This is a genomic window from Corynebacterium lipophiloflavum DSM 44291 (assembly GCF_000159635.1).
Lineage (GTDB): Bacteria > Actinomycetota > Actinomycetes > Mycobacteriales > Mycobacteriaceae > Corynebacterium > Corynebacterium lipophiloflavum.
Map to the genome: position 1 here is coordinate 51,854 of NZ_GG667196.1, position 23,816 is coordinate 75,669.

Sequence of the window (23,816 nt, forward strand, 5' to 3'; positions counted from 1 at the left end):
CTTTGCGCACTATAGTGACACACGTGTACTAACCGTTAGACCGCCGTGGTGTCGCGCTCGCTGACGGCCTTGAACCGCACTGATTTGTGCCCCCAGTGGGACTCGAACCCACACTGAATCGATTTTAAGTCGACTGCCTCTGCCGATTGGGCTATAGGGGCGTGAGCACACACTTTACTCGCTCGCCGTAACCACCTTCTTGTCCACCCCGAACATGTCCGCGAGGAAATCGGACACCCACTGCACAAGCTCGGTATCGCGCAGGGTCGGCTGGTTCACACCAGCGGCGGCGCGTGGCAGCGGCACCTGCAGAGCCTTGGCCGCCGCGCGGTAGTTCGCTCCCGGGTACAGGCGCTTGAGCCGCACCTGCTTCGAGTCCGGCAGCTCCACCGGCTGGAACCTGATGCGCGAGCCCTGCACCAAGATGTCGGACACCCCTGCAGCGCGGGCCTGCTGGCGCAGTCGGGCAACGGCGATCAAGTGCTCGACCTCGCGCGGGAGCGGGCCGAAGCGGTCGACCATTTCCTCGGAGACGGTCGCCAAGTCGGCGTCATCGCGTGACTCGGCAAGCTTGCGGTAAATCTCCAGACGCAGGCGCTCGGAGTTGACGTAGGTGTCGGGGATGTGGGCGTCGACAGGCAAATCGATGCGGATTTCCTTCGGGCCCTGGCCGGTGGCATCCACCGTCTCTCCCGTCATCAGCGCCTTGTACGTATCGACGGCCTCCCCAACGAGCCGGACATACATATCGAAGCCGACACCCGCGATATGCCCCGACTGCTCCGCGCCCAGCACGTTGCCGGCGCCGCGCATCTCCAGGTCCTTCTGCGCTACAGCGATACCGGAGCCCAGGTCGTTGTTCTGCGCGATCGTCGCCAAGCGGTCGTACGAAGTCTCGGTCAGCGTCTTGTCCTTCGGATACAGGAAGTAGGCGTAGGCGCGATCGCGGGAACGACCGACGCGGCCGCGCAGCTGATGCAGCTGGGACAGGCCCATGTTTTGGGCGTTTTCCACAATCAGGGTGTTGGCGTTGGCGATATCCAGGCCCGTCTCCACGATCGTGGTGCACACGAGCACGTCGTACTCGCGGTTCCAGAACCCCTGCACCGTCTGCTCGAGCAGCTGCTCCGACATCTGGCCGTGCGCCACGACGACACGCGCTTCCGGCACGAGATCGCGCACACGGCGGGCTGCCTTCTCAATGTCGGCGACCTTGTTGTGGATGTAGAAAATCTGGCCGTCGCGCAGGAGCTCGCGTCGAATCGCCGCCGCGATCTGCTTGTCTTCCTGCGGCCCGACATACGTCAGCACCGGGTGGCGATCCTCCGGCGGGGTCGTAATCGAGGTCATCTCGCGGATGCCGGTCAGCGACATCTCCAGGGTGCGCGGAATCGGGGTCGCCGTCATGGTGAGCACGTCAACGTGCGACTTCAACGCCTTGATGTGCTCCTTGTGCTCCACGCCGAAGCGCTGCTCCTCGTCGACCACTATCAGCCCCAGGTTCTTCCACTGCACGCCCGTCGCCAGCAAGCGGTGGGTGCCGATGACCACGTCGACGGAGCCGTCGGCAAGCCCAGCGAGCGTCTCCTTCGACTCCTTCGCCGAGGTAAAACGCGACAGCTCGCGGATGGTCACACCGAAGCCGTCCATGCGGGTCGAAAACGTGGAAAAGTGCTGCTGCGCCAGAAGCGTCGTGGGCACCAGCACCGCGACCTGTTTGCCGTCTTGGACCGCCTTGAACGCCGCGCGCACCGCGACCTCGGTCTTGCCGAAGCCGACGTCACCCACGATCACCCGATCCATCGGGGTCGGCTTTTCCATGTCCTCCTTGACGGCATCGATGGCGAGGAGCTGATCCTCTGTCTCCACGAACGGGAAGTTGTCCTCCATCTCCACCTGCCACGGGGTATCCGGGGCAAACGCGTGGCCCGGCGCGGCCTGTCGCTTGGCGTAGAGCTGCACCAGCTCGGCCGCGATCTCGCGCACGGCCGCGCGCGCCTTGCGCTTCGTGCTCCTCCAATCGGAGCCGCCCATTTTGCTTAACGACGGCTGCTCGCCCCCGGAATACTTCGACAGCAGATCAAGCGACTCCATCGGGACCCACAGCTGGTCGTTGGGCTGGCCACGCTTCGCCGGCTGGTACTCCAGCACGATGTACTCGCGACGCGAATCCTCCTCACCCGTGTGCACCGTGCGCTCGGCCATTTTGACAAACCTGCCGATGCCGTGGGTTTCATGCACCACAAAATCGCCGGGGTTGAGTGCGAGCGGGTCGACCCTGTTGCGCCGCCGCGGCGCGCGCCGCTTCGCTCCCGCAATGTCACCGACGCGGTTGCCGGTCACGTCGGTCTCAGTGATTACCACCATGTTCGGGCCTGGTAACACCAAACCCGCGTGCGACAGCGCCTGGTAGAGCGTGACCTGGCCGGTTACCGGTTCGAGCCCGTCCGAGGCGATGCGCGCCGAGATCCCGTGCTCGCGCAGCCGCTCAGCGAAGCGCTCCACCGTGCCTTTGGCCGGGGCGACGAAGGCGGCGGTGCCGTTGTTGCTCTGCACGTGTAGCTTGACAGTGGCGAAGAGCTGCTCGATCGCCTTCGGATCGCCCTTCGGGGCCGGTGCCGGCTCGAACTCCAACGGCAGGGTTGTCGCGTCGTCTGCAGCGAACATCCCGGGCGGCGCGAACGTCCACCAGCTGTTTCCCGACGCCAACGTCGAGGCGCGCAGCGACTCGAAGGAGCGGTACGACGACGCGGAGACGTCGAGCCCCTCAACGGCAACCGGGCCCTGCGCCCCCATCGCGGCCGCCTCCCAACCGGCCTCGAGGAACTCCTTGTCGGTGGCCTCGAGATCTTCGATGCGGGCGCGGACCTTCTCCGGCGCCGTAACCAGCACGACCGAGCCCTTCGGCAGGAGCTCCGGGAGCACCCGGAAGGGCTTTTCGGTCAGCGCCGGGATGAGCGCCTCCATCCCGTCGGCGTGGTGGCCCTGGGAAATCCGGGTCAGCATCTGCACGAGCGTGGCGTTTTGCGGGTGCGCGCGGGCGAGCTCGTCGGCCCTAGCGGCCACGGAGGCGTCGATAAGCAGCTGTCGAGCGGGGAAAAGTTCAACGGTATCGACCTCGTCGATGCCGCGCTGATCGGCCACCGCGAACGTGCGGATGTCCGTGACCTCGTCACCCCAGAACTCGATGCGCACCGGGTGCTCGGCGGTGGTCGGGAACACGTCGATCAGCCCGCCGCGGGTGGCGAACTCGCCGCGCTTGGCCACCATGTCCACATGCTCGTAGGCGAAGTGCGCGATCGACTCCGTGAGCTGCGTGAAGTCATACTCGCTCCCGCGCGCGATCACGATCGGGTCGATGGCCGGCAGCACCGGCTGGCACACCGCGCGCGCCGCCGCGACAATCACCTGCGGCGCATCGTGGAGCACCTTAGATCGTCTGCCCACCACATCCGCCGCCGGGGACAACCGCTCGTGCGGCAGGGTCTCCAACGCGGGAAAATACCCGACCTTCTCGGGCCCGATCAGCGCCGCCAACTCGGCGGCGAGATCCTCGGCCTCGTGCCCCGTGGCAGTGACCAACAGCACGGGAACCTGGCGCGACAACGCCGCGGCGGCCCACGAGCGGGTCTGGTCAATCCCTGTGAGGTGGAGTTCATCCTGGCCGATATTGCTCAACAGGCCCTTGAGCTTCGGGTCTGTCATCGCAACAGTAAGCAGCCCACCCAATGCGGGCACGGTGGTGGTCATGGTGGTGTTACTCAGTTCCCTTCACAGTGTGGATAATCTTCGGCTGCGCCTCCAGCCCAGCCAGCCCATTCCAGCACAGGTTCGCGACATGGGTCGCTACCACGTATTTGTCGGGCGATCGCTGATCGAGCCACCACAGCGCGGCCATAGACACCGCACCAACGATCGCCTGCGCGTGCAATTGGGCGAGCGTCGGGTCGAGCCCGCGGTGGCGGATAGCCTCTTCAAGCAGGTGCGACACTTGAGCCGTCAGGGTATTGAGCAGCGTGGAGTAGGAATGCTCACCGCCCGGCATCTGGCCGTGCACGAGGATGACAAACCCGTCCGTATGGTCCTCCACGTAGCTCAGCAGGGCGAGGATGCCGCGTTCAATACGCTCGCGCCAGCGGCCCTCGCCTATCGAGGACAAGATCGCGTTCAACAGCCGGGCCTGCTCCTGGGAGATAACAGCGACGTAGAGGCCCTCCTTGCCGCCGAAGTGCTCGTAGAGCACAGGCTTAGACACCCCGGCGCGGGTGGAAATCTCCTCCACAGAGATGCCGTCAAAGCCTCGCTCCGCGAACGCGGACCGTCCGATACCGATGAGTTGCTCCCGGCGCTGCGAACCGGTCATACGCTGTCGAGCCATGCCCAATACCTTACTTGCGGGCACGTGCGCTACACTATCGCCTGACATTTCCCCATGGTGTAATTGGCAACACTACGGTTTTTGGTACCGTCATTCTAGGTTCGAGTCCTGGTGGGGAAGCTTGATTGTAAACAGAGTTCTCGCTGGTTGATGGTGGTTTAGCTACAACTTCCAAGAGCGTTGGTTGAGGGGTCGCGTGGCGGTTTCCCGGGTCTTGGCACTGGGGTCTTGCCGCTCCACCGTGACATCTCAGGCGGTGAAATGTCACGGTCAACCACCAACAGACCAGATAACCCCAGCTCAACAACACCGAAAGCACCCTGACCGTGACATCAGAACCAGCAAAATCCCACAGCGCACAACCCGATCGGCAACACCCGGTTCGGCCCAGCCACGCTCGTCGCCCGGAAGATCTCAGCGCGAAACGTTCGCGGCAGGTTTCGGCAGCGAAGCTGTAACCTAATCGGGGTGGAACACCAGAAACACAACGCGACCCGGTTCATCTGGGCCAACGGCCTGCAGGGCATCGGTGACCAAATCGTCGCCGCGAAAACGCTTCTGCCCTGGCTGTTTACCGTCGCCGGGGTGCCCGCGTTCTTCACTGGCCTGTTGGTGCCGATCCGCGAGTCCGGCTCGATGCTGCCGCAGGCGGCGCTGAGCCCTTGGGTCAGCTCGAAGCCGAAGCGCAAGCGAGTGTGGCTGCTCGGCTCGTGGGGCCAGGCCCTCTCCGGCGTGGGCATCGCGGCCGCTGCCGCCACTCTCAGCGGCGTCGCCCTGGGCCTCGCTGTCATCGTGTGCCTCGCCGCGCTCAGCGTGTTCCGCGCACTGTGTTCCATCGCCGGCAAAGACGTCCAGGGGCGCACGATCGACAAGGGCAAGCGCGGGCTGATCACCGGCCGCGCCACCGCGCTGTCCGGCGCGTTCACCCTCGCCATCGGCCTGGCGCTGACGCTGCTGCCCAACGAAGTGCCCCGCTGGATGGTCGCGGCACTACTACTCGTCGGCGCGTCGACCTGGGGTTTTGCCTCGCTGGTGTTCCAGGGCATCCGCGAACCAGAAGCCGAGCACGACACGACCGTCGATGACGATAACTGGCTCGCCGTCACCTGGGAGCTAGTGTCCCAGGACAAAGAGGTGCGCAACTTCCTCGTGGTTCGCTCGCTAATGCTGGTCACAGCGCTGTCCACCCCGTTTATCGTGGTGCTCGCCCAGGAGCAGGGTTCGGACCTGTCGAGCCTCGGCGCCTTCGTCATCGCCTCCGGCGGTGCCGCACTGGTGGGCGGGCGCATCTCCGGGGTCTGGTCGGACAAATCCTCCAAGCTCACCTTGGCCTGGGCCGCCGCAGCCGCCTCCATCATCATCGTGCTGTTGGTCCTCAGCGCTGACGTTGCGTCGCCAAGCGTGAATGCGATTGTCATGCCGGCCGGATTCTTCGCGGTCAACCTCGCGCACACTGCGGTGCGCGTCAGCCGCAAGACCTACCTCGTTGACATGGCCGACGGCGAACGCCGCACGCTGATCACCGGTGCGTCCAACACGGTCATGGGTGTTGTTTTGCTCGTCGTGGGCGCGATCAGCTCCGCCATCGCCGTCTTCGGCACCCAGGCAGCGCTCATCTTCCTCGCTGTGTTGGGTGCGGCGGGCGTTGCTGGGGCGTGGAACCTCAAGGACGTCTCGGCCTAGCGTTATGCTTTACAGCATGACTGAGCAGAATCAGTGTGCCGTCGTCGTCCTCGCGGCCGGCGCGGGCACCCGCATGAAATCGGCTAAGCAAAAGACGCTGCACGAGATCGGCGGGCGCAGCCTCCTGTCGCACTCGCTGCACGCGGCTGCTGCGGTCGCACCGAGCCACGTCGTCGCCGTCGTGGGTTTCCAGCGCGAACAGGTTTCCCCCGCGGTCGATGAGATCGCCCGCCAGATGAGCATCGAGATTCTCCAGGCCGTCCAGGACGAGCAAAACGGCACCGGCCACGCCGTGCAGTGTGGCCTGGACGTCCTGCCGGACTTCGACGGGACCGTGGTGGTGACCAACGCCGACGTGCCGCTGCTCGAGGGAGAAACGCTACGGCAGCTTATCGACGCCCACCGCAACGCCCGGGCCGCCGTTACCGTCCTCACCCTCGAGTTCGACAACCCCACCGGATACGGCCGCATTATCCGCGACGAGAGCGGCGATGTGGTTGAAATCGTCGAGGAAAAGGACGCCGATGAGGAGCAGAAGCGCGTCACCGAGGTCAACTCCGGGGTGTTCGCCTTCGACGGCGCTGTGCTCCGCGACGCTCTGACGCGCATCACCTCCGACAACGCCCAAGGCGAGCTCTACATCACCGATGTGCTCGCCATCGCGCGTGGCGACGGCCGCACGGTCACCGCGTTTACCGCCCCCGATCCGCGCGAGCTCGCGGGCGTCAACGACCGGGTCCAGCTCGCCGCGGCCGGCAAGGAGCTCAACCGCCGCCTCGTCGAGCGCGCGATGCGCGGCGGCGCCACGATCATCGACCCGGACACCACGTGGATCGGCGTGGACGTCGAGATCGGCTCCGATGTCGTGATCCACCCGAACACCCAGCTGTGGGGCTCGACGGTAATCAGTGACGGTGCCGAGGTCGGTCCCGATACCACCCTGCGCGACATGGAGGTCGGGCCCGGCGCGACAGTCACGCGCACCCAGGGATCGCTCTGCGTCATCGGCGCCCACGCCCAAGTCGGCCCGTTCACCTATATCCGCCCCGGCACCGAACTCGGCGAGGGCGGCAAGCTGGGCGGATTCGTCGAGTCGAAGAACGCCGTGATCGGCGCCGGCTCGAAGATCCCGCACCTGACCTACATCGGCGACGCAACCGTGGGCGAGAACTCCAACATCGGGTGCTCCAGCGTCTTTGCCAACTACGACGGCGTGAGCAAGCACCACACCACGATCGGCGACAACGTGCGCGCCGGATCGGACACGATCTTCGTTGCACCTGTGACCGTCGGTGACGGCGCGTACACCGGCGCGGGTACTGTTGTCACCGAAGACGTGCCCCCCGGGGCCTTGGCCATCAGGGAGGGCCGTCAGCGCAACATTGAGGGCTGGGTGGAGAAAAAGCGCCCAGGAACGGACGCGGCGGCAGCGGCGGCGGCCAAGAACGAACAGTAAAGGAAGCGTTAACCCACATGACCGGATACTCCACCCAGACTTTCAAAGACCTCAAGGTATTCACCGGGCGCGCCCACCTCGACCTCGCTGAGGCGGTGGCCAAGGAACTCGACATCGAGCTCGTCCCCACCACTGCCCGCGACTTCGCCAACGGCGAAATCTTCATCCGTTTCGAGGAATCCGTGCGCGGCGCCGATTGCTTTGTCATGCAATCCCACGCCCAGCCGCTGAACAAGTGGCTCATGGAACAGCTCATCATGATCGATGCACTCAAGCGCGGCTCGGCGAAGCGCATCACGGCGATCGTGCCGTTTTACCCGTACGCGCGCCAGGACAAGAAGCACCGCGGCCGCGAACCGATTTCCGCGCGCCTCGTCGCCGACCTGTTCGCTACCGCCGGCGCGGACCGCATCGTCTCGGTCGACCTGCACACCGACCAGATCCAGGGCTTTTTCGACGGCCCGGTCGATCACATGCACGCCATGCCGATCCTCACCGAGTACATCAAGTCGAAGTACCCGCTTAACAACCTCTGTGTCGTGTCACCGGATGCCGGCCGCGTCAAGCAGGCGGAGAAATGGGCTAACACGCTTGGCGACGCCCCCATGGCGTTCGTCCACAAGACCCGCGACATCGACGCGGCCAACAAGGTCGTGTCCAACCGCGTCGTCGGCGAGGTCGAGGGCAAGGACTGCATCTTGATGGACGACATGATCGATACCGGCGGCACCATCGCCGGCGCGGTCGGCGTGTTGAAGGACGCAGGAGCGAAGTCCGTGCTCATCGCCTGCACCCACGGCGTGTTCTCGGGCCCGGCGCGCGAGCGCCTCAGCCAGTGCGGCGCCGAGGAGGTCATCACCACCGACACCCTGCCGCAAGACACCGAGGGGTGGGGCAACCTGACCGTGCTCTCGATCGCTCCGCTTTTGGCGAAGACGATCCGCGAGATCTTCGAAAACGGCTCGGTGACTACCCTGTTCGAGGGCCAGGCCTAGGGCATTTTGCCTGGGCCGGCGCCCCTGTTAAAATAAGGCGGTCTCGGCGAGGGCCCTCACTCGAGGGCCGTTATCGACGCGATTGCCTAATTTTTTGCCTGCGATCACTCGACGAGAAGACTTTTTCTTATCCAGCCGGTCGCAGGTTTTTCCTGTGGCCAGTCACATATCTTCAAGGAGATACACATGGCTACTACCCCTCCCGTCGTTAAGGCGCACAAGCGCGAAGAGTTCGGCAAGGGCGCTGCCCGCCGCCTGCGTCGCGACGGCCGGATCCCCGGCGTGCTCTACGAATCCGGCATCGAAAACGTCCACTTCTCCGTCGACCGCATCGAGATGACCGCTCTCGTGCGTAACGACGGCACCAACGCCATCCTGCGTCTCGACGTCGACGGCAAGGAACTTCTGTGCATGGTCAAGCACGTCGACCAGAACGTTCTCACCCTCGAGATTGATCACATCGACCTGCTCGGCGTGAAGCGCGGCGAGAAGGTTACCGTCGAGGTTCCGGTTGTTACCGAGGGCGAGGCAGTTGACGACGCGGTTGTCCTGCAGGAGACGGACGTGCTCGAGATCGAGGTCGACGCGCTCAACATCCCGGACGAGATCGTGGTCAATATCGAGGGCAAGGAAATCGGCGAGCAGATCGTCGCCTCCGAGGTTGTCCTGCCGGCCGGGGCCGAGCTCACCTCCGATCCGGATGCGCTCGTGGTCAACGTCACCTACTTCCAGGAGGACGAGGAGCTCGAGGAAGCTGCCGCTGAGGCCGAGGCTGGCGGCGCGGAGGCTGGCGCCGACGCCGACCAGGCTGAGGGCACCGTCGAGATCGCCGACGGCGGCGAGGGCGACGAGGGCGCGTCCGAGTAAACTTCTTACTCGTGACTATTCTCATTGTCGGGCTGGGCAATCCTGGGGCGCGCTACGCCGCCACGCGCCACAACGCGGGCGTTATCGTGCTCGAGGAACTACTCGACAGAGAAAACGCGCGGCTCAGCGTGCACAAGAAGACGAACACCGAGGTCGCCGAGCTCAGCGGAGGCCGGGTGCTCGCACGTACCCGCGGGTACATGAACGTCTCGGGAGGGCCCGTCAAGGCCCTCGCCGGATACTACAAGGCCTCGCCGGCCGAGATCTACGTCATCTACGACGAGCTGGATCTCGGTTTCGGCGAGGTCTCGCTGCGTGTTGGTGGCGGCGACCACGGGCACAACGGGCTGAAGTCGGTCTCCGCGTCGCTGGGCACACGCGAGTACAACAAGCTGGCGGTGGGCATTGGCCGCCCGCCCGGGCGCATGGCCCCAGCCGATTACGTGCTGCGGCCGTTTCCCAACAAGGAGGCCGAGGAGTTGCCGATCATCGCCGCCGAAGCGGCCGACCTGTTGGAAGGGCTTTAAATGAGGCTCGCCACTGTGCGCACCGCGACGGGCACTGCCGCTGTGCGTGTGAATAGTAAAGGCCGCGCCACCCTCATCGAGGGCTTTGCCGATGTGGGCGAGCTGTTGCGCAACCCGCAGTGGCGCGCGATCGCCGCGAGCCCCGGTGCCGCGGTGGAATTCGGGCCACGCGAGTTGGCGCCCGTGGTCGCGCGGCCGGAGAAGATCATCTGCGTCGGCCTGAATTACGCGAAGCACATCGCGGAGATGGGCCACGACCGGCCGAACGTGCCCACCTTGTTTGTGAAGTTCGCGGACGCCCTGATCGGGCCCTACGACGACGCCGTCGTCCCCGCCTTCAACGCCGGGGCGCTCGATTTCGAGGGCGAGCTGGCCGTGGTGATCGGCAGGCGGGCCCGCCACGTCAGCGCCGCCGACGCCGCCGCCTGCATCGCCGGTTACTCCATCATCAACGACTACACCCAGCGCCACTTCCAGAAACGCACCCAGCAGTGGCACCAGGGCAAGTCGCTGGAGGCGACCGCCGGCTTCGGCCCGTGGCTCGACACCGACTGGACGCCCGGGCCCGTCCTTCAGACCACGCTTAACGGGGAGCGAATGCAGCACGCCGCCACCGATGACCTCGTGTTCACCCCCGCGGACCTGGTGGAGTTCATCTCCCACATCTACCCGCTCAACCCCGGCGACGTCATCGCCACCGGCACCCCGGACGGTGTCGGGCACGCGCGCAACCCGAAGCGCTACCTGGGAGATGGCGACACGGTGCGCGTCGCCATCGAGGGTCTCGGGCACATCGAGAACACCACGCGGCTGATCTAGGGTGTCAATGCCGCCTCGATCCGGGCTGCGGGGGCCTGCGCGATTCCCTCGAAGTCGGCCCAGACCAGGCAGTACAGGTTGTCGGGCACCATCGGCTTCAGGTAGGGGTAGATCGCGGGCATGTTGGGGTGACTACGCGTGAACTCCGTTTCCAGGCCGCGGGCCCACCGTCCCGAGAACGCCCTGCTGCTCACCGAGACACCGCCGCCGCGCATCGCTTCCCGGTTCGCCCGGCTCGTCCCCGCCTCCTCTGCGAGGAGGAACGCGCTGCCGCACGCGACGGACGCCGCTCCGGCGTCGATAAGCTTCACAACGTCCCGCCTGCCAAGCACCCCGCCCGCGGCGATGACCGGCAGGTCCACGGTGCCGCGCACCGCCCGAAGCAGCTCGTGCAGGGGCCAACTCCGCCGCCTCCGCCTCGGTGGTCACCGTGACCCAGGCTTGCGAACCGACCCCGTGTAGCTGGGCGATCTCACCGGTGGTGAAGCACCCGAAGGTGCTGGACACGAGCGCGGGGCCGGCATCGAGCACGAGGCGTAACTTCGCTCCGAATCAGCTTGTGACGTCGGCTTCCGGGATGCTCGCGCCGAGGTGGCGGGCGACACTTGCGACGTCGTCACAAGGCGGTTCCGGCTGGGGGTAGAAGAGGTTGACGCCGAAGGGGGCGCGGGCCGCGGCGAGCTGCTCGCGGGCGTTGTCCGCAGAACACGTGCCCAAGGCGAGGAAGCCGAAGCCCACAGCGTTGACGAGCTCAGGAGTACTAGGCCCGCCGGCCATGGGCACCGCAACAACGGTGGGGAGATCCATGCCCTCCATTGTCTATATTGAAAGCCATGCTCGCACTATTCAGACGGCTCATCGGAACCGGCAACCGCGGAAACGACGCCGCGCAATGGCTGGTGGTCGGTCTCGGCAACCCCGGCGAGGAGTATGCGAAGACGCGCCACAACGTCGGTTGGATGGCCCTGGACAGGCTTCTGTCCCACGGCGGGGTGACGCTGCGGCAGGACCACGCCGTCAAGGCGCTGGTGGCCGTCAAGGACGGCATCGCCTATGCCCGCCCGCTCACGTACATGAACGAGTCGGGCGCCGCGGTCGGCCCGCTCGCCGCCCGCCTCAACGTCCCCGCCGAGCGGGTGATCGTGCTCCACGACGAGCTGGACCTGCCGCCGGGTCGGGTCAGGCTTCGCCGCGGGGGCAGTGAGAACGGCCATAACGGCTTGAAGTCCCTCAGCGAGCACCTCGGCACCCGCGACTACGTCCGGGTGCGCATCGGCATCGGACGCCCGCCGGGGGGCACGGCGGTGCCCGACTGGGTGCTCTCCGCCGTCACCGGCGATGTCAGTGCAGAGACCGAAAAAGCCGCGCAGGCTGCGCGGCTGGTGATCGTTGACGGGTTGGAGCGGGCGCAGAATCAGATCCACGCCAGCCGCTGACGTCATCAAGCGGGTGCCTCAGGCGAGTGCGGCCTCGATGTCGCCCAAGATGCGGGAGCGGTCGCCCGCCTTGATCTCGCGCGGGGTGAACTCGCCGTTGGTGAAGTCGTCGAACAGGCCGAGGGAGACCTGGTTGCGGAGGTCGTTCATGGAGAAGTTGGAGACGATCAGGCACCATGCCTCGACGGCGCGGACGCCGCCGTCGGCGCCGTAGCCGACGAAAGCGACCGGCTTGCCTGCCCACTCGGAGCCGAGGGCGTCGAAGGCGTTCTTGAAGCCGCCCGGGATGGAGTGGTTGTACTCCGGGGTGACAAAGACGAAAGCGTCGCAGGCGTCGATGGCCTTCGACCATGCGGCGGTGTTCTCGTCGTCGTACTGCTTGTTCGCGGCGGCCGGGACGGTCGCGGAGGTCAGCAGCGGGACGTTGAAGGAAGCGAGGTCGACAAGCTCGTACTCGAAGCCCCCGCGAGTGGAGGCTTCCTCCATGACCCAGTTGGCGACGCTCTCGCCCAGGCGACCGTTGCGGACGGAACCGAGGATGACACCGATCTTCCTCATGTAGAACCCTTTCTTGTTGACTCGTCTACATTTTACGTTCTCCGACTATGCGGCGCAACCGCCCGCCAATTCATGTTGGTCGCCTCACGAGACTAGGCTGATAGCCCTATGAGTACCCTTTCCGAGGCCGCACGCCGCCGCACCTTCGCCGTCATCGCCCACCCCGACGCCGGTAAATCGACGCTCACCGAGGCGCTGGCCCTGCACGCCCACGTCATCTCCGAGGCGGGCGCCGTCCACGGCAAGGGAAACCGCAAGGCCACCGTCTCCGACTGGATGGAGATGGAAAAGGACCGCGGCATCTCCATCGCGTCCTCGGCCCTGCAATTCGAGTACCTCCCCGAAGGCTCGCATTCCGCGGAGCCCTACGTGATCAACCTCGTTGACACGCCCGGCCACGCGGACTTCTCCGAGGACACCTACCGGGTACTCTCCGCCGTCGACGCCGCCGTCATGCTCATCGACGCCGCAAAGGGCCTCGAGCCGCAGACCCTCAAGCTCTTCCGCGTGTGCAAGGCGCGCGGCCTGCCGATTGTCACCGTGATCAACAAGTGGGACCGCGTCGGCCGCGAGCCGCTCGAGCTTATCGACGAGATCGTCACCGAGATCGACCTGCAGCCCACCCCCCTGTACTGGCCCGTGGGTGAGGCCGGCGACTTCCGCGGCTTGGCGCACATCGGCGACGACGGAGAACCGGACAACTACATCCACTTCATCCGCACCGCCGGCGGCTCCACCATCGCCCCCGAAGAGCACTACGGCCCGGAGGCGGCCCTGGCCAAGGAAGGCGGCGCCTGGGAAACGGCCGTCGAGGAGGCCGAGCTGCTCGCCGCGGACGGCGCGGTGCACAACCAGGAGCTCTTCGAGCAGTGCGTCACCTCCCCGGTCATCTTCGCCTCCGCCATGTTGAATTTCGGTGTCCACCAAATCCTGGACACCCTGTGCGCCATCGCCCCCGCCCCGGCCGGGCGATCTTCGGACTCGGCGGCCGTTGAGGCATCGACAAGCGCGATGGATGCCACACGCAAACTTGACGACGACTTCTCGGGCGTCGTCTTCAAAGTCCAGGCCGGCATGGACAAAAACCACCGCGACACCCTCGCCTTCATGCGCGTCGTCTCCGGCGAGTTCGACCGCGGCATGCAGGTCACCCACGCCCAGTCGGGCCGCACCTTCTCCACCAAGTACGCCCTGACCGTGTTCGGCCGCACCCGCGACACCGTGGAAACCGCCTTCCCCGGCGATATCATCGGCCTGGTCAACGCCGGATCGCTGGCCCCCGGTGACACCATCTACGCGGGCCGCAAGGTGCAATTCCCGCCGATGCCGCAGTTCGCACCCGAGCACTTCCGCACGCTGCGCGCCAAATCCCTGGGCAAGTACAAGCAGTTCCGCAAGGCGCTCGAGCAGCTCGACGCCGAGGGGGTCGTGCAGATCCTGCGCAACGACACCCGCGGCGACGCGGCCCCCGTCATGGCGGCGGTCGGCCCGATGCAGTTCGAGGTCATGCAGGCCCGGATGGAAAACGAGTACAACGTCGAGACCGTCACCGAGCCGGTGCCCTACTCCGTCGCGCGGCGCACCGACGCTAAGTCCGCCGTGGAGCTCGGCCGCCAGCGCGGCGTCGAGGTCTTCACCCGCACCGACGGCGAACTCATCGCGCTGTTCGGCGACAAGTGGAAGCTCGCCTTCGTGGAGAAGGAGAACCCGCAGCTGACGATGGAGCCCTTAGTTGCCGACTAGGAGTGCCTGACCTGGTCGATGATGGCGGAGAAGCCTTTTCCACCGTTGCCGCCCTCGACGAACTTCGCGTACTGGTTCGCCGCGATGCGGCCCAGCACCGTATCCGTGTCAGTCTGCTCGGCGGCCTCCATCGCCAGACCCAGGTCCTCGAGCATCAGCGTCGCCGCGAACCCCGGCTCGAAGTCACGGTTCGCCGGCGAGCCTTTCACCAGCCCGGGGATTGGGGCGTTGACGCTGAGCGCCCATGAATTTCCGGTGGCGTTGGACACGACGTCGAAAAAAGCTTGCGGGTCCAGGCCCAGGCGCTCGCCGAGAACCAGGGCCTCGCTGAGCACGATCTGGTGGACTGCGAGGATCATGTTGTTGCACGCCTTCACCGCTTGACCCGTGCCGGCGGGGCCGCAGTGCGTAATCGACGCCCCCATCGCGCCCAGCAGCTTGCCAAACGGCGTGCGCGCAGCTCCGACAATCACGACGTCGGAAGCGGATTTGCCAGTGCCAGTCATGCGTTTTCACCATCCCCCCCAGTTTGTGGTGCAAATAGTTTTGCCCATCTTAGCTAGCTGAGGAAATCCATCCACCCATCCCACTCACGCTGGACCTGCTTCATCCCCGCGAGGTAGTTCGCGTTGAGGCGATCAAGGCGGCGCTCGGTTGACTCCGCGCGCATGTTGTCGGGGAAGAGCACGGCCGCCTTTCCGTCGCGCTCGGCATCCAAGATCTTCCGCTTCGAGGCGTTGTAGCGCTGCGAGCGCACTTCGAGCGCTTCGGCGATGGCCGGAGTCTTCCGGAAGAAGCGGCGCACCGCCGGTAGCTGGGTGATCGGCGTCTTCCAGTAGTCGCGCGGGCGCGTTCCCAGCAGGACGAACTTTTTGTAGCCGGCGCGCACGGCGGCGTCGATCAGCAGTCCCCCGGAGGCGCCGAGCGCGCCGTCCACGTAGGGGGTGTCGTCGATAAGCGTGGTGGGCATCATCTTCGGGATCGTCGACGAGGCCCGGGTGGCCAGGGACAGCAGACGGGGGTTGGCGAGGAAGTCCTCGCGCGTCCACGCCACCGTATCGCCCGTGTCCGAGCGCATCGCCTCGATGTGCAGTTGGGGTCCCGAGGCCTCGAACGCGGTGAAGTCAAAGGGCAGCAGGTCCTCGTGGTCGCCGTAAATGAACTCCGAGTTGAAGTACCCCTGGCCGCGCACCAGCTTGAGCCACCCGCCGAACTTCGGGTGGTTGGCGAAGTCCGTGAAGGCCGCTTTCGCACGCTCCGCGTCAAGCGAGGCGTAGTTGCCGGCGTGAACCGATCCAGCCGAGACCCCGCCAACCCAGCCGAAGCGCACACCTTCCTCGATGAAACGCACGATCGCCGGGGCAGTGTACGAGTTGCGCATTCCGCCACCCTCGACAACGAGCGCGGTGTCGCGGGCATCAATCACGATAAAAATTCCCTCCACGCGTCCCATTCCCGCTCGACCTGCGCGGCGCCGGCGGCGTAGTTGCCGCGCAGCTTGGCCACGTTGCGCTCCGTCGACTCGACCATCATCCGCTCGGGGAAGAACACCTTCGCTTTGCCCTGGGACTCGAAATCCAGCAGGCGCCGTTTGGCGTCGTTATAAAGCTCGGGGCGGGCGAGCACGGCGTCCGCGACCGTCGGGTGGCGGCGCAGCAGCCGCTTGACGACGCCCGGCCGCGACGGCTCCACCTTGACGTAGTCGCGCGGGCGCGTCGCGAGCACCAGGAACTTGTCGTATCCGGCCCGCTGGGCGGCGTCGATGAGCAGACCCCCGGACGATCCCAGCGCCCCGTCGACATAGGGCACCCCGTCGATCACGGTGACGGGCATGATCACCGGCAGCGTCGACGACGCGCGCGTGGCCACGTTGATGTGCTGGACCTCGGTGAGATCGGCGCGGTTCCACACCACCGTCTCCCCCGAGTCGGCGCGGGTGGCCTCAATGTGGATCTCCTCCGGTGTGGAGCGGAAGGTCTCAAAGTCGAAGGGCAGCTCCTCGGCCGACTCCTCGTAGATGAACTGGCTGTTGAGCAGGCCCTTGCCGCGCACGAAGAAACGCAGGCCCCCGAAGTTGGGGTGGCCCACGAAATCGGTAAAGGTCACACGCGCGCGTTGCGCATCGCGCGAGGCGTAATTCAAGGTGTGCACCGAGCCCGCCGAGACACCCCCGACCCACCCGAACTGCACATTATTCTCGATGAACTTCACGATGGCGGGTGCGGTATACGAGTTACGCGTCCCACCGCCTTCGATAATCAGTGCGGTATCGCGGGCGTCGATCATGCCCACCAGCTTACTTACGGGGTCAGCGCGCCGCCTGTCACAGCGAGCGTCTCACCCGAGACGTAGGAGGCGTCCTCGGAAGCGAGGAACACGTACGCGCCAGCGAGCTCGGCCGGCTGGCCCGCGCGGCCCATCTCGGAATCCTGGCCGAACTGCACCAGCTTCTCCATCGGCTGGCCGTGCGAGGGCTGCAACGGCGTCCAGATCGGGCCCGGGGCGACCGCGTTGACACGGATGCCCTTGTCCGCCAGAAGCGCCATGGACATGCCCTTGGACATGTTGTTCAGCGCGGCCTTGGTCACCGCGTAGTGCACCAGGGTGTCCGAGGGATCGTACGCCTGGATGGAGCTGGAGAAAATGATCGAGCTGCCCGGCTCCATGTGGGGCACGGCCGCCTGCGCGAGGTAGAACGGCGCGTAGATGTTGGTCTTCATCGTCTTATCCCACTCCTCTTCCGAGATGTCGAGGAAGTTCTCGTGGGCGATCTGGCGTCCGGCGTTGTTGACCAGAATGTCGATGCCGCCGAGTCCTTTCACCGCCGCGTCAACGGTGTCGAAGCACGCCTGGCGGGTTTCCAGATTGCCCGGAATGGCGACTGCCGTGCGCCCGGCGTCCTCGATGAGCCCGATGATGACCTTCGCGTCCTCTTCCTCCTCCGGAAGGTAGGCAATGGCCACGTCCGCACCCTCGCGGGCGTAGGCAATCGCGACGGCCGCGCCGATGCCGGAGTCGCCACCGGTGATCAGTGCCTTGCGCCCGGTCAACTTGCCGGAGCCGACGTAGGACTCCTCGCCGCGGTCGGCGATGGGCACCATGTCCGCGTCGAGGCCCGGGTTGTCCTGGGTTTGCGCGGGCGGGGAAATAACAGGGTACTTTTTGCGGGGATCAATCAGTGTCATGAACCCGAGGTTACCCTTAAGTGCGCACTTATGCGTTTCGCCCTTTGATCTCCCGGGCGGAGTGATCCGCCCAGCGCTGCTGCTGGAGGCGGAACTTCACCGCGTCCATCGCCCGCGGCTGCGCCTGGATGTGGTGTTCCGAGTCCAGGCCCATCTGCAGTTCCTTCGCGCGCAACACTTCGGCGTCGATTTTCAGCCCCAGCAGCAGCACGATGTTCATCGCCCACAACACGACGAGCAGCGCCAGGATGATGCCGAACGCGCCGTAGGCGCTGCGCACGCCGATCGTGGAAAGGTAGAGCCCGAATAGCGCCCACACGACGCCGACGACAAGCAGCGCGAAGAAGGATCCGAGCGTCAGGAGTCGGAAGCGGCCCGGGCGCACGTTCGGAGAGAAGTAGTACAACAGCGCCACCAGCAACACGGAGACGGCCACCATGACGGGGATGCGGACCCAGCCCCACACCGGCAGGAAGATCTGGGTGAGGTACTCCACCGTCTGCGTCAGCCCCAGCGGTTCAGCGATCGGCCGCATCACCCCGGTAACCAAGGACTCGCGCAATAGCGACGCGAAGATCAGCAGCACCGCACCGGCGACGAGCACGATGGTCAAAAGCCACATCGTCAACCAGATCACCGGCAGCCGCCGGCCCTCCACGCGCCCGTAAATTACGTTCGCGTTGCGCGAGAAGGAACGCACGTACGCAGAGGCGGACAGCAGCGAGACAAGCACCGACACTATTAGAGCCACCGTGCTTTGAGACGGGCTGCCCACAACATTCTGCAGAAACGCCAGCGCATCGCTGCGCAGCTCCTTCGGCACGTACATGGCAACGAGCTCCGCGAGCAGCTCGGCCACCGCTTCCTTGTCGCGCGGCAGCAACAGCACCGCGATGGAGTAAAGCGCAAGCACCGTCGGCGCCAACGACAGCACGGCGTAATAAGTCAACGCGGCGGCGCGATCGACCATCGCGTCCATCCCGAAGTCCATCACGACCCGCTTGCCCACCAGCGTCCAACCGTGGCGGTTCAGGGGGTTTTTGCGGAACTGGAGCGGGTTGTCGCGGCGGTACGGCGGGGCGACGATCTCGACCTCACCCGGGCCGTAGGGCATCACCAGGTCCGCGCGGTGCGCCGCGACGTCGTGATCAGGCTGCGTCATTTCTTGGGGGTCCTCGTAATTGAACCGATCTTCTTGCCGCGGGCCAGCTCGTCGACAATCTTGTCCATTTGCCGGATCCGGCGCATGAGCTCGTCGTCGATTTCCTCGACCCGCACCCCGCAGACCACGCCGGTGATCAGGTCCGCGTGCGGGTTGAGCGCTGGGGCTGTGGCGAAAAACTCGCGCAGGTCCGAGCCGCTGGCGGCCGCGGCGTGGAGGCTCTCGGGCGTGTGCCCGGTCAACCAGGTGAGGATGTGGTCGAGCTCGTCGACGGTTTTCCCCTTGCGCTCGACCTTGGCCACGTACAAGTCGTAGATCTGACCGAAGGGGTAGGCAAAGACGCGCTCGAGGTTGCTCATGACTGCCAAGGGTAGTTCCTCTAGGCTGCGACCATGGGATTGAGAGATGCACTCCGCGCCTTATTCGGCGCCGCGGTCGAGACCCCGCTGGTGGACTACCCCGCCGCGCCTGCCGAACTCGCGGTCTCCGTGCTGGAGGTGCGCACCTTAAACCTCTCGCCGGACACCGACGAAAAGCTGGTCGTGCTCACGCTTCCCCCAGGCGTCACCCAGCGCGCCGCGGGCAGCGACACGGCGCTGCGCCTCGTCCCGGAGACCGGAAGAGCGGTCACGTTCGTGAGGGTGAACTTTGACGCCGACCCAGCCCTCGACCCGAAGCTGGGCTGGATCATCCCTGTCACCGACGCCACCGCCGCCGAGCTGCGCGCGCTCCCGGAAGGGCCGGGCGAGCACGAGCTGACCAGCATCCACCTCGCGATCGTCGTGGAGGATGCCACCGGCGCTTAAGCGCGGCCGAGAGCCTCGCCGACGCGCTTGCCGGAGTGGATGCAGCCGCCGAGGAAGGTGCCCTCCAGGGCGTTCTTGCCGTGCATGCCGCCGCCGCCGAAGCCGGCGACCTCGCCGCAGGCGTACAGGCCGTCGAAGACCGAACCGTCAGCGTGCAACGCGCGGCCCGAGAGATCCGTCTCGATACCGCCGAGCGTCTTGCGCGTCAGCACGTGGAGCCGAACGGCGATCAGCGGGCCCTTTTTCTCGTCCAAGATGCGGTGCGGCGGGTGCACGCGCACGATCTTGTCGCCGAGGAACTGCCGGGCCATCCGGATGTAGTTAACCTGGATATCCTTGGAGAAGGAGTTGGATATTTGGGCGTCGCGCTCAAGCAGCTGACGCTTGACAAAGTCGGCGTCGATGTCGACGTCGCCAAGCTCGTTCATCCCCTTGACTAGGTCTTCAACCGTATCGGCGGTGACCCAATCGACGCCGTTTTTCTGGAACGCCTCGATCGCCATGGGCGTGCCCGGTCCGATCTTGCCCAGTAGCTTCTTGATTTCCTTGTCCGTCAAGTCGGGGTTCTGCTCCGAACCGGAGAAGATGAACTCCTTGTCGGCGATCGCCTGGTTGAGGATGAACCAGGAGTAACCGTGGCCGGTGCGGCCGATGTGCGCGAGCGCGGCAAGGTTATCTGAGCCGGGGAACAGGTGCGTGGGCAGGCGCTTGCCCGTGGCGTCCATCCAGATCGCCGACGGCCCCGGGATGATGCGGATTCCGTGGTTCGGCCAGATCGGGTCCCAGTTGATCATGCCCTCGGGGTAGTGCCACATGCGGTCGGTGTTGACCAAGTTGGCGCCGGCCTGCTTAGCGATGTCGATGCCGCGCCCGTCAACGTACGCCGGAACGCCCGTGACCATGTACTCGGGGCAGGGGCCCCACCGATCCTCCGGCCACATCGCGCGCACCTTGTCCAGATTGCCGCCGATGCCGCCGGTGGCAATGACGACTGCCGCGCCGCGGATCTCGAACGCGTCGCCCTCCTGCTTGTTCGAGGCGGCTCCGCGCACGGCGGGGTCGTCGTCAAGCACGATGCCCGTTACGCCGACGGCGCGGCCGGATTCGACGATGATGTCGTCGACGCGGTGGCGGAAACGGAACTCCACCTTGCCCTGCTTCTCTGCCTCAAGCAGCGGCTCACGGAAGACGCGCACGACCTCGGGGCCGGTGCCCCACGTGACGTGGAAGCGCGGCACGGAGTTGCCGTGCCCGGAGGCGTCGCCGGAGCCGCGCTCCGCCCAGCCGATCGTCGGCAGCACGCGCAGGCCCAGGTTCTTTAGGTAGGAGTGCATCTCGTGGGCGGCGAAGCGGACGAACTCTCGGCCCCACTGACGCGGCCACTTGTCGTTGTCGGACGCGTCGTAATCCGCGGAGTTCTCCCAGTCCATCCAGGCGAGGTCCTCGAAGTCGTTGACCCGCATCATCTTCTGCTCCGGGGAGCCGACCATGAACAGGCCGCCGAGGGACCAAAACGCTTGGCCGCCGAGGTTTTCCCTGCTCTCCTGGTCGACGAAGATAACGTGGCGGCCAGCTTTGCTGGCTTCATAGCCCGCAACGAGGCCGGCCAACCCTGTGCCGACGATGATGACCGGGGTATCTGGGTTGCGTGGTGTGCGTACGACTTCAGAGTTCATAAGAAGAACGGTACTTAAGAGACACGACGATTGCGTTAGGTTTTCGTCCTAACAATGTCATCTGACGTTCACCTGCCCGCACTCAGCAACGCTTAAGAATCACAGGTAACGTATACGAGAAGCCCGCGCTTCGTGCCGGGCAGTTTAGTTTAGTGCGTGAAATAAGAAAGGTTGCCAATAGTGAAGATTGCGATTCTGGGCGGAGATGGATTCTGCGGCTGGCCCGCTTCCCTCCACCTCTCCGACCTCGGTCACGACGTGATCATCGTGGACAACCTGTCTCGGCGCCGGATCGACGAGGAACTCGGTGCGGATTCTTTGACCCCCATCGCCTCGATCGATGAGCGGCTGGCCGCGTGGAAAGAGGTCTCCGGCAAGGAAATCGGTTTCCGCAACATCGACGTCGCCCAGGACTACGAGGGCCTGTCCGACTTCATCCAGGAGTTCGCCCCGGACGCCGTGGTCCACTTCGCCGAGCAGCGTGCGGCACCGTACTCGATGAAGAGCCCGCGCACTAAGCGCTACACCATTGACAACAATGTCAACGCCACGCACAACCTGCTCGTGGCCATCGTCGAATCCGGCTTGGACGTCCACGTCGTCCACCTCGGCACGATGGGTGTCTACGGCTACGGCACTGCGGGGATGAAGATCCCGGAGGGCTACCTCGACATCAAGGTCGATACCGAAGAGGGCGAAACGATCGAGCAACAGGTGCTCTACCCCACCAACCCGGGGTCGATCTACCACTTGACCAAGGTGCTGGACCAGAACCTGTTCGCGTACTTTGCCAAGAACGACGAGCTGCGCATCACTGACCTGCACCAGGGGATCATCTGGGGCACCCACACCCCGCAGACCGAGCGCGACGAGCGGCTGATCAACCGCTTCGACTACGACGGCGATTACGGCACAGTGCTCAACCGCTTCCTCATGCAGGCGGCGATCGGCTACCCGCTGACCGTCCACGGCACGGGTGGGCAGACCCGCGCGTTCATCCACATCCGGGACATGGCCAAGTGCATCGAGATCGCCCTGGAGAACCCACCTGCCCGCGGCGAGCGGGTGATGATTCTCAACCAGATGACGGAAACCCACCGCGTCCGCGAGCTCGCGGAACTGGTCTCGCGCCTGTCCGGCACCGAGTTCGCGCTGGTGCCCAACCCGCGCAAGGAGGCCGACGAGAACGAGCTGCACGTCAGCAACGACACGTTCCTCGACCTGGGCCTGAAGCCGACGAAGCTGGAAGAGGGCCTGCTGCAGGAAGTGGAGGACGTGGCCAAGCGCTACGCGCACCGCGTCGACCGCACGAAGATCCCGGCGCGCTCGCTGTGGACCCGCAACCAGTCTGAGGGCGTCCCCAGCGGCGAGAAGTAAATGCGCATCGCCCTGTTCACGGAGGTTTTCCTCCCCAAGATCGACGGCATTGTCACGCGCGTGACGCGCACGCTCGATCAGCTGGCGGAGCTCGGCCACGAAGTGCTCATTTTCGCCCCCGGCAAGGCACCGGCCAGCTACTCCGGCTTCGAGGTCGTGCGCACGCCCTCGGTCCCCTTTTGGCCGATCTACCCGGAGATTCAGGTCGGGATACCTACCCCGGGCATGTTCCGCCGCCTCAAAGAGTTCAACCCGGACGTTGTTCACGTGGTCAACCCGATGTGGCTGGCTGGGGCGGCCGCGCTCGCGGCCGACCGGATGGGGCTGCCGATCCTCGGGTCCTTTCACACCGACGTGCCTGAGTACACGGTGCGCCTCGGCGCGCGGTGGCTGGCCGGGCCGTCCAAGTGGGGCATCCGCCAGTTCCACGGTAAGGCACAGGTCAACCTGGTGACCTCCGCGCCGATGCTGGACAAGGCCGCCGAGTACGGCATCGACAACGTCGAGGTGTGGCCCAAAGCCGTGGACACGCAGGGCTTTTGCCCGGACAAACGTTCCCGCGAGATGCGCTCGCGGCTAAGCGGCGGACACCCGGATGCCCCGCTTGTCACCTACATCGGCCGAATCTCCGCCGAGAAGTCGACCGAGCGCACGCTCGGCATCATGCAGGCGGTGCGGGAGTCCGTCCCCGACGCGCGCCTGGCGCTGGTTGGCGCCGGCCCGCAGCTTGAGCAGCTGCGCCGCACGATGGACTTCGACTGGGTCACCTTCACCGGCTACCTTTCGGGCCACGAGCTGCACCAGGCCTATGCCTCCGGCGACGCGCTCATCTTCCCGTCCACGACAGAGACGCTGGGGTTCGCCGCGCTCGAAGCCTTCGCCTCGGGCATTCCGGTTGTCGGCGCGCGCGCCGGCGGCCTGCCCTACGTCATCGACGACGGCGTGACCGGGTTCTTGGTTGATCCTGACCAGCCGGACGCGCGCTGGGCGCAGCCGCTCATCCAGCTGTTGTCGCAACCCGAGCTGTGCGAACGCATGTCGGTCGCAGCGCGTGAGGAAGCGCTGAAGTGGTCGTGGCGCACCGCAACGCAGCGCCTGGTGGAGTTTTACGAGGTGGCGCGGGCGTCGACACGCTAGCGGCGGTCAGG

The 23,816-nt window shown here is 65.6% G+C and carries 23 protein-coding genes and 1 tRNA gene; 11 read left to right on the plus strand and 13 right to left on the minus strand.

Annotated features, from left to right (window positions below; translation table 11 throughout):
* Window positions 1–87: 87 nt before the first annotated feature.
* From HMPREF0298_RS09715 to HMPREF0298_RS09725, 3 genes are all read right to left on the minus strand, one after another.
* A tRNA-Leu gene (locus HMPREF0298_RS09715) sits at window positions 88–161 on the minus strand.
* Between the two features lie 13 nt (window positions 162–174).
* Entirely contained in the window at window positions 175–3,750 is a 3,576-nt protein-coding gene (gene mfd, locus HMPREF0298_RS09720) for a transcription-repair coupling factor (protein WP_006841005.1), read from the minus strand.
* Between the two features lie 7 nt (window positions 3,751–3,757).
* Window positions 3,758–4,378 (minus strand): TetR/AcrR family transcriptional regulator, encoded by a 621-nt coding sequence (locus HMPREF0298_RS09725; RefSeq protein ID WP_040423090.1) that lies wholly within the window; start codon window positions 4,376–4,378, stop codon window positions 3,758–3,760.
* A 468-nt stretch (window positions 4,379–4,846) separates the two neighbouring features.
* Between HMPREF0298_RS09725 and HMPREF0298_RS09735 the strand changes: the two genes are divergently transcribed.
* The 6 genes from HMPREF0298_RS09735 to HMPREF0298_RS09760 all read left to right on the plus strand — a co-directional run bounded on the left by HMPREF0298_RS09735 (window position 4,847) and on the right by HMPREF0298_RS09760 (window position 10,725).
* Window positions 4,847–6,061, plus strand: coding sequence for an MFS transporter (locus HMPREF0298_RS09735; protein WP_006841007.1), 1,215 nt, complete (start codon window positions 4,847–4,849; stop codon window positions 6,059–6,061).
* 16 nt (window positions 6,062–6,077) lie between these two features.
* Entirely contained in the window at window positions 6,078–7,517 is a 1,440-nt protein-coding gene (glmU, locus tag HMPREF0298_RS09740; RefSeq protein ID WP_040423129.1) for a bifunctional UDP-N-acetylglucosamine diphosphorylase/glucosamine-1-phosphate N-acetyltransferase GlmU, read from the plus strand.
* A gap of 17 nt (window positions 7,518–7,534) precedes the next feature.
* Window positions 7,535–8,512, plus strand: a complete 978-nt coding sequence (locus HMPREF0298_RS09745; RefSeq protein ID WP_006841009.1) for a ribose-phosphate diphosphokinase — start codon at window positions 7,535–7,537, stop codon at window positions 8,510–8,512.
* A 186-nt stretch (window positions 8,513–8,698) separates the two neighbouring features.
* Window positions 8,699–9,379, plus strand: a complete 681-nt coding sequence (locus HMPREF0298_RS09750; protein WP_006841010.1) for a 50S ribosomal protein L25/general stress protein Ctc — start codon at window positions 8,699–8,701, stop codon at window positions 9,377–9,379.
* A gap of 11 nt (window positions 9,380–9,390) precedes the next feature.
* On the plus strand, window positions 9,391–9,906 hold the full coding sequence (pth, locus tag HMPREF0298_RS09755; protein WP_006841011.1) for an aminoacyl-tRNA hydrolase: 516 nt from the start codon (window positions 9,391–9,393) through the stop codon (window positions 9,904–9,906).
* Window positions 9,907–10,725: a fumarylacetoacetate hydrolase family protein gene (locus HMPREF0298_RS09760; protein ID WP_006841012.1), complete on the plus strand. Its 819-nt coding sequence runs from the start codon at window positions 9,907–9,909 to the stop codon at window positions 10,723–10,725.
* On the opposite strand, the gene HMPREF0298_RS12775 is transcribed toward HMPREF0298_RS09760, so the two are convergent.
* Both HMPREF0298_RS12775 and HMPREF0298_RS12780 read right to left on the minus strand, forming a co-directional pair.
* On the minus strand, window positions 10,722–11,099 hold the full coding sequence (locus HMPREF0298_RS12775) for a nitronate monooxygenase (RefSeq protein ID WP_006841013.1): 378 nt from the start codon (window positions 11,097–11,099) through the stop codon (window positions 10,722–10,724). The two genes, HMPREF0298_RS09760 and HMPREF0298_RS12775, sit on opposite strands and share 4 nt — an antisense overlap.
* A gap of 178 nt (window positions 11,100–11,277) precedes the next feature.
* Window positions 11,278–11,532, minus strand: coding sequence for a nitronate monooxygenase (locus HMPREF0298_RS12780; protein WP_245527487.1), 255 nt, complete (start codon window positions 11,530–11,532; stop codon window positions 11,278–11,280).
* A gap of 26 nt (window positions 11,533–11,558) precedes the next feature.
* Between HMPREF0298_RS12780 and pth (HMPREF0298_RS09775) the strand changes: the two genes are divergently transcribed.
* On the plus strand, window positions 11,559–12,161 hold the full coding sequence (pth, locus tag HMPREF0298_RS09775) for an aminoacyl-tRNA hydrolase (protein WP_006841015.1): 603 nt from the start codon (window positions 11,559–11,561) through the stop codon (window positions 12,159–12,161).
* A gap of 18 nt (window positions 12,162–12,179) precedes the next feature.
* Here pth (HMPREF0298_RS09775) and HMPREF0298_RS09780 read toward each other — a convergent pair whose 3' ends face one another.
* Complete coding sequence (locus HMPREF0298_RS09780) at window positions 12,180–12,719, minus strand: NADPH-dependent FMN reductase (protein WP_006841016.1); 540 nt, start codon at window positions 12,717–12,719, stop codon at window positions 12,180–12,182.
* Between the two features lie 108 nt (window positions 12,720–12,827).
* Here HMPREF0298_RS09780 and HMPREF0298_RS09785 point away from each other — a divergent pair, with 108 nt between their 5' ends.
* Window positions 12,828–14,462 carry a peptide chain release factor 3 gene (locus tag HMPREF0298_RS09785; protein WP_006841017.1) on the plus strand — a complete coding sequence of 545 codons (1,635 nt, stop codon included), beginning with the start codon at window positions 12,828–12,830 and terminating at the stop codon, window positions 14,460–14,462.
* Here HMPREF0298_RS09785 and HMPREF0298_RS09790 read toward each other — a convergent pair.
* Genes HMPREF0298_RS09790 through HMPREF0298_RS09815 form a run of 6 tightly spaced genes read right to left on the minus strand, consistent with a single transcriptional unit; the run spans window position 14,459 to window position 19,168 of the window.
* On the minus strand, window positions 14,459–14,968 hold the full coding sequence (locus HMPREF0298_RS09790) for an NAD-binding protein (protein WP_006841018.1): 510 nt from the start codon (window positions 14,966–14,968) through the stop codon (window positions 14,459–14,461). The genes HMPREF0298_RS09785 and HMPREF0298_RS09790 overlap by 4 nt on opposite strands.
* Before the next feature lie 53 nt (window positions 14,969–15,021).
* Entirely contained in the window at window positions 15,022–15,888 is an 867-nt protein-coding gene (locus HMPREF0298_RS09795; RefSeq protein ID WP_157464461.1) for a patatin-like phospholipase family protein, read from the minus strand.
* Window positions 15,885–16,748, minus strand: coding sequence for a patatin-like phospholipase family protein (locus HMPREF0298_RS09800; protein WP_040423093.1), 864 nt, complete (start codon window positions 16,746–16,748; stop codon window positions 15,885–15,887). The genes HMPREF0298_RS09795 and HMPREF0298_RS09800 overlap by 4 nt, the downstream gene beginning before the upstream one ends.
* A gap of 14 nt (window positions 16,749–16,762) precedes the next feature.
* A complete protein-coding gene (locus HMPREF0298_RS09805; protein WP_006841021.1) occupies window positions 16,763–17,647 on the minus strand; it encodes an SDR family oxidoreductase in 885 nt (294 codons plus the stop codon).
* A gap of 28 nt (window positions 17,648–17,675) precedes the next feature.
* A complete protein-coding gene (locus HMPREF0298_RS09810; protein ID WP_006841022.1) occupies window positions 17,676–18,809 on the minus strand; it encodes a YihY/virulence factor BrkB family protein in 1,134 nt (377 codons plus the stop codon).
* Entirely contained in the window at window positions 18,806–19,168 is a 363-nt protein-coding gene (locus tag HMPREF0298_RS09815) for a DUF2200 domain-containing protein (RefSeq protein ID WP_040423094.1), read from the minus strand. The genes HMPREF0298_RS09810 and HMPREF0298_RS09815 overlap by 4 nt, the downstream gene beginning before the upstream one ends.
* Before the next feature lie 33 nt (window positions 19,169–19,201).
* Here HMPREF0298_RS09815 and HMPREF0298_RS09820 point away from each other — a divergent pair, with 33 nt between their 5' ends.
* Window positions 19,202–19,615 (plus strand): hypothetical protein, encoded by a 414-nt coding sequence (locus HMPREF0298_RS09820; RefSeq protein WP_006841024.1) that lies wholly within the window; start codon window positions 19,202–19,204, stop codon window positions 19,613–19,615.
* Here the strand turns inward: HMPREF0298_RS09820 and HMPREF0298_RS09825 are convergent.
* Window positions 19,612–21,291 carry an FAD-binding dehydrogenase gene (locus HMPREF0298_RS09825; protein WP_006841025.1) on the minus strand — a complete coding sequence of 560 codons (1,680 nt, stop codon included), beginning with the start codon at window positions 21,289–21,291 and terminating at the stop codon, window positions 19,612–19,614. The genes HMPREF0298_RS09820 and HMPREF0298_RS09825 overlap by 4 nt on opposite strands.
* A 180-nt stretch (window positions 21,292–21,471) precedes the next feature.
* Between HMPREF0298_RS09825 and HMPREF0298_RS09830 the strand changes: the two genes are divergently transcribed.
* Together HMPREF0298_RS09830 and HMPREF0298_RS09835 are read left to right on the plus strand one after the other, a co-directional pair.
* Entirely contained in the window at window positions 21,472–22,668 is a 1,197-nt protein-coding gene (locus HMPREF0298_RS09830) for an NAD-dependent epimerase/dehydratase family protein (protein WP_006841026.1), read from the plus strand.
* Window positions 22,669–23,805 carry a glycosyltransferase family 4 protein gene (locus tag HMPREF0298_RS09835; protein ID WP_006841027.1) on the plus strand — a complete coding sequence of 379 codons (1,137 nt, stop codon included), beginning with the start codon at window positions 22,669–22,671 and terminating at the stop codon, window positions 23,803–23,805.
* The last annotated feature ends 11 nt before the right edge of the window (window positions 23,806–23,816 follow it).

Coding starts and splice junctions, on each gene's coding strand:
- HMPREF0298_RS09725 (WP_040423090.1), bottom strand. CDS start 4,378: ATGGCTCGACAGCGTATGACCGGTTCGCAGCGCCGGGAGCAACTCATC.
- HMPREF0298_RS09780 (WP_006841016.1), bottom strand. CDS start 12,719: ATGAGGAAGATCGGTGTCATCCTCGGTTCCGTCCGCAACGGTCGCCTG.
- HMPREF0298_RS09785 (WP_006841017.1), top strand. CDS start 12,828: ATGAGTACCCTTTCCGAGGCCGCACGCCGCCGCACCTTCGCCGTCATC.
- HMPREF0298_RS09810 (WP_006841022.1), bottom strand. CDS start 18,809: ATGACGCAGCCTGATCACGACGTCGCGGCGCACCGCGCGGACCTGGTG.
- glmU (WP_040423129.1), top strand. CDS start 6,078: ATGACTGAGCAGAATCAGTGTGCCGTCGTCGTCCTCGCGGCCGGCGCG.
- HMPREF0298_RS09790 (WP_006841018.1), bottom strand. CDS start 14,968: ATGACTGGCACTGGCAAATCCGCTTCCGACGTCGTGATTGTCGGAGCT.
- pth (WP_006841015.1), top strand. CDS start 11,559: ATGCTCGCACTATTCAGACGGCTCATCGGAACCGGCAACCGCGGAAAC.
- HMPREF0298_RS09800 (WP_040423093.1), bottom strand. CDS start 16,748: ATGATCGACGCCCGCGATACCGCACTGATTATCGAAGGCGGTGGGACG.
- HMPREF0298_RS09750 (WP_006841010.1), top strand. CDS start 8,699: ATGGCTACTACCCCTCCCGTCGTTAAGGCGCACAAGCGCGAAGAGTTC.
- HMPREF0298_RS09760 (WP_006841012.1), top strand. CDS start 9,907: ATGAGGCTCGCCACTGTGCGCACCGCGACGGGCACTGCCGCTGTGCGT.
- HMPREF0298_RS09745 (WP_006841009.1), top strand. CDS start 7,535: ATGACCGGATACTCCACCCAGACTTTCAAAGACCTCAAGGTATTCACC.
- HMPREF0298_RS09835 (WP_006841027.1), top strand. CDS start 22,669: ATGCGCATCGCCCTGTTCACGGAGGTTTTCCTCCCCAAGATCGACGGC.
- mfd (WP_006841005.1), bottom strand. CDS start 3,750: ATGACCACCACCGTGCCCGCATTGGGTGGGCTGCTTACTGTTGCGATG.
- HMPREF0298_RS09805 (WP_006841021.1), bottom strand. CDS start 17,647: ATGACACTGATTGATCCCCGCAAAAAGTACCCTGTTATTTCCCCGCCC.
- HMPREF0298_RS09820 (WP_006841024.1), top strand. CDS start 19,202: ATGGGATTGAGAGATGCACTCCGCGCCTTATTCGGCGCCGCGGTCGAG.
- HMPREF0298_RS09815 (WP_040423094.1), bottom strand. CDS start 19,168: ATGAGCAACCTCGAGCGCGTCTTTGCCTACCCCTTCGGTCAGATCTAC.
- HMPREF0298_RS09825 (WP_006841025.1), bottom strand. CDS start 21,291: ATGAACTCTGAAGTCGTACGCACACCACGCAACCCAGATACCCCGGTC.
- HMPREF0298_RS12780 (WP_245527487.1), bottom strand. CDS start 11,532: ATGGATCTCCCCACCGTTGTTGCGGTGCCCATGGCCGGCGGGCCTAGT.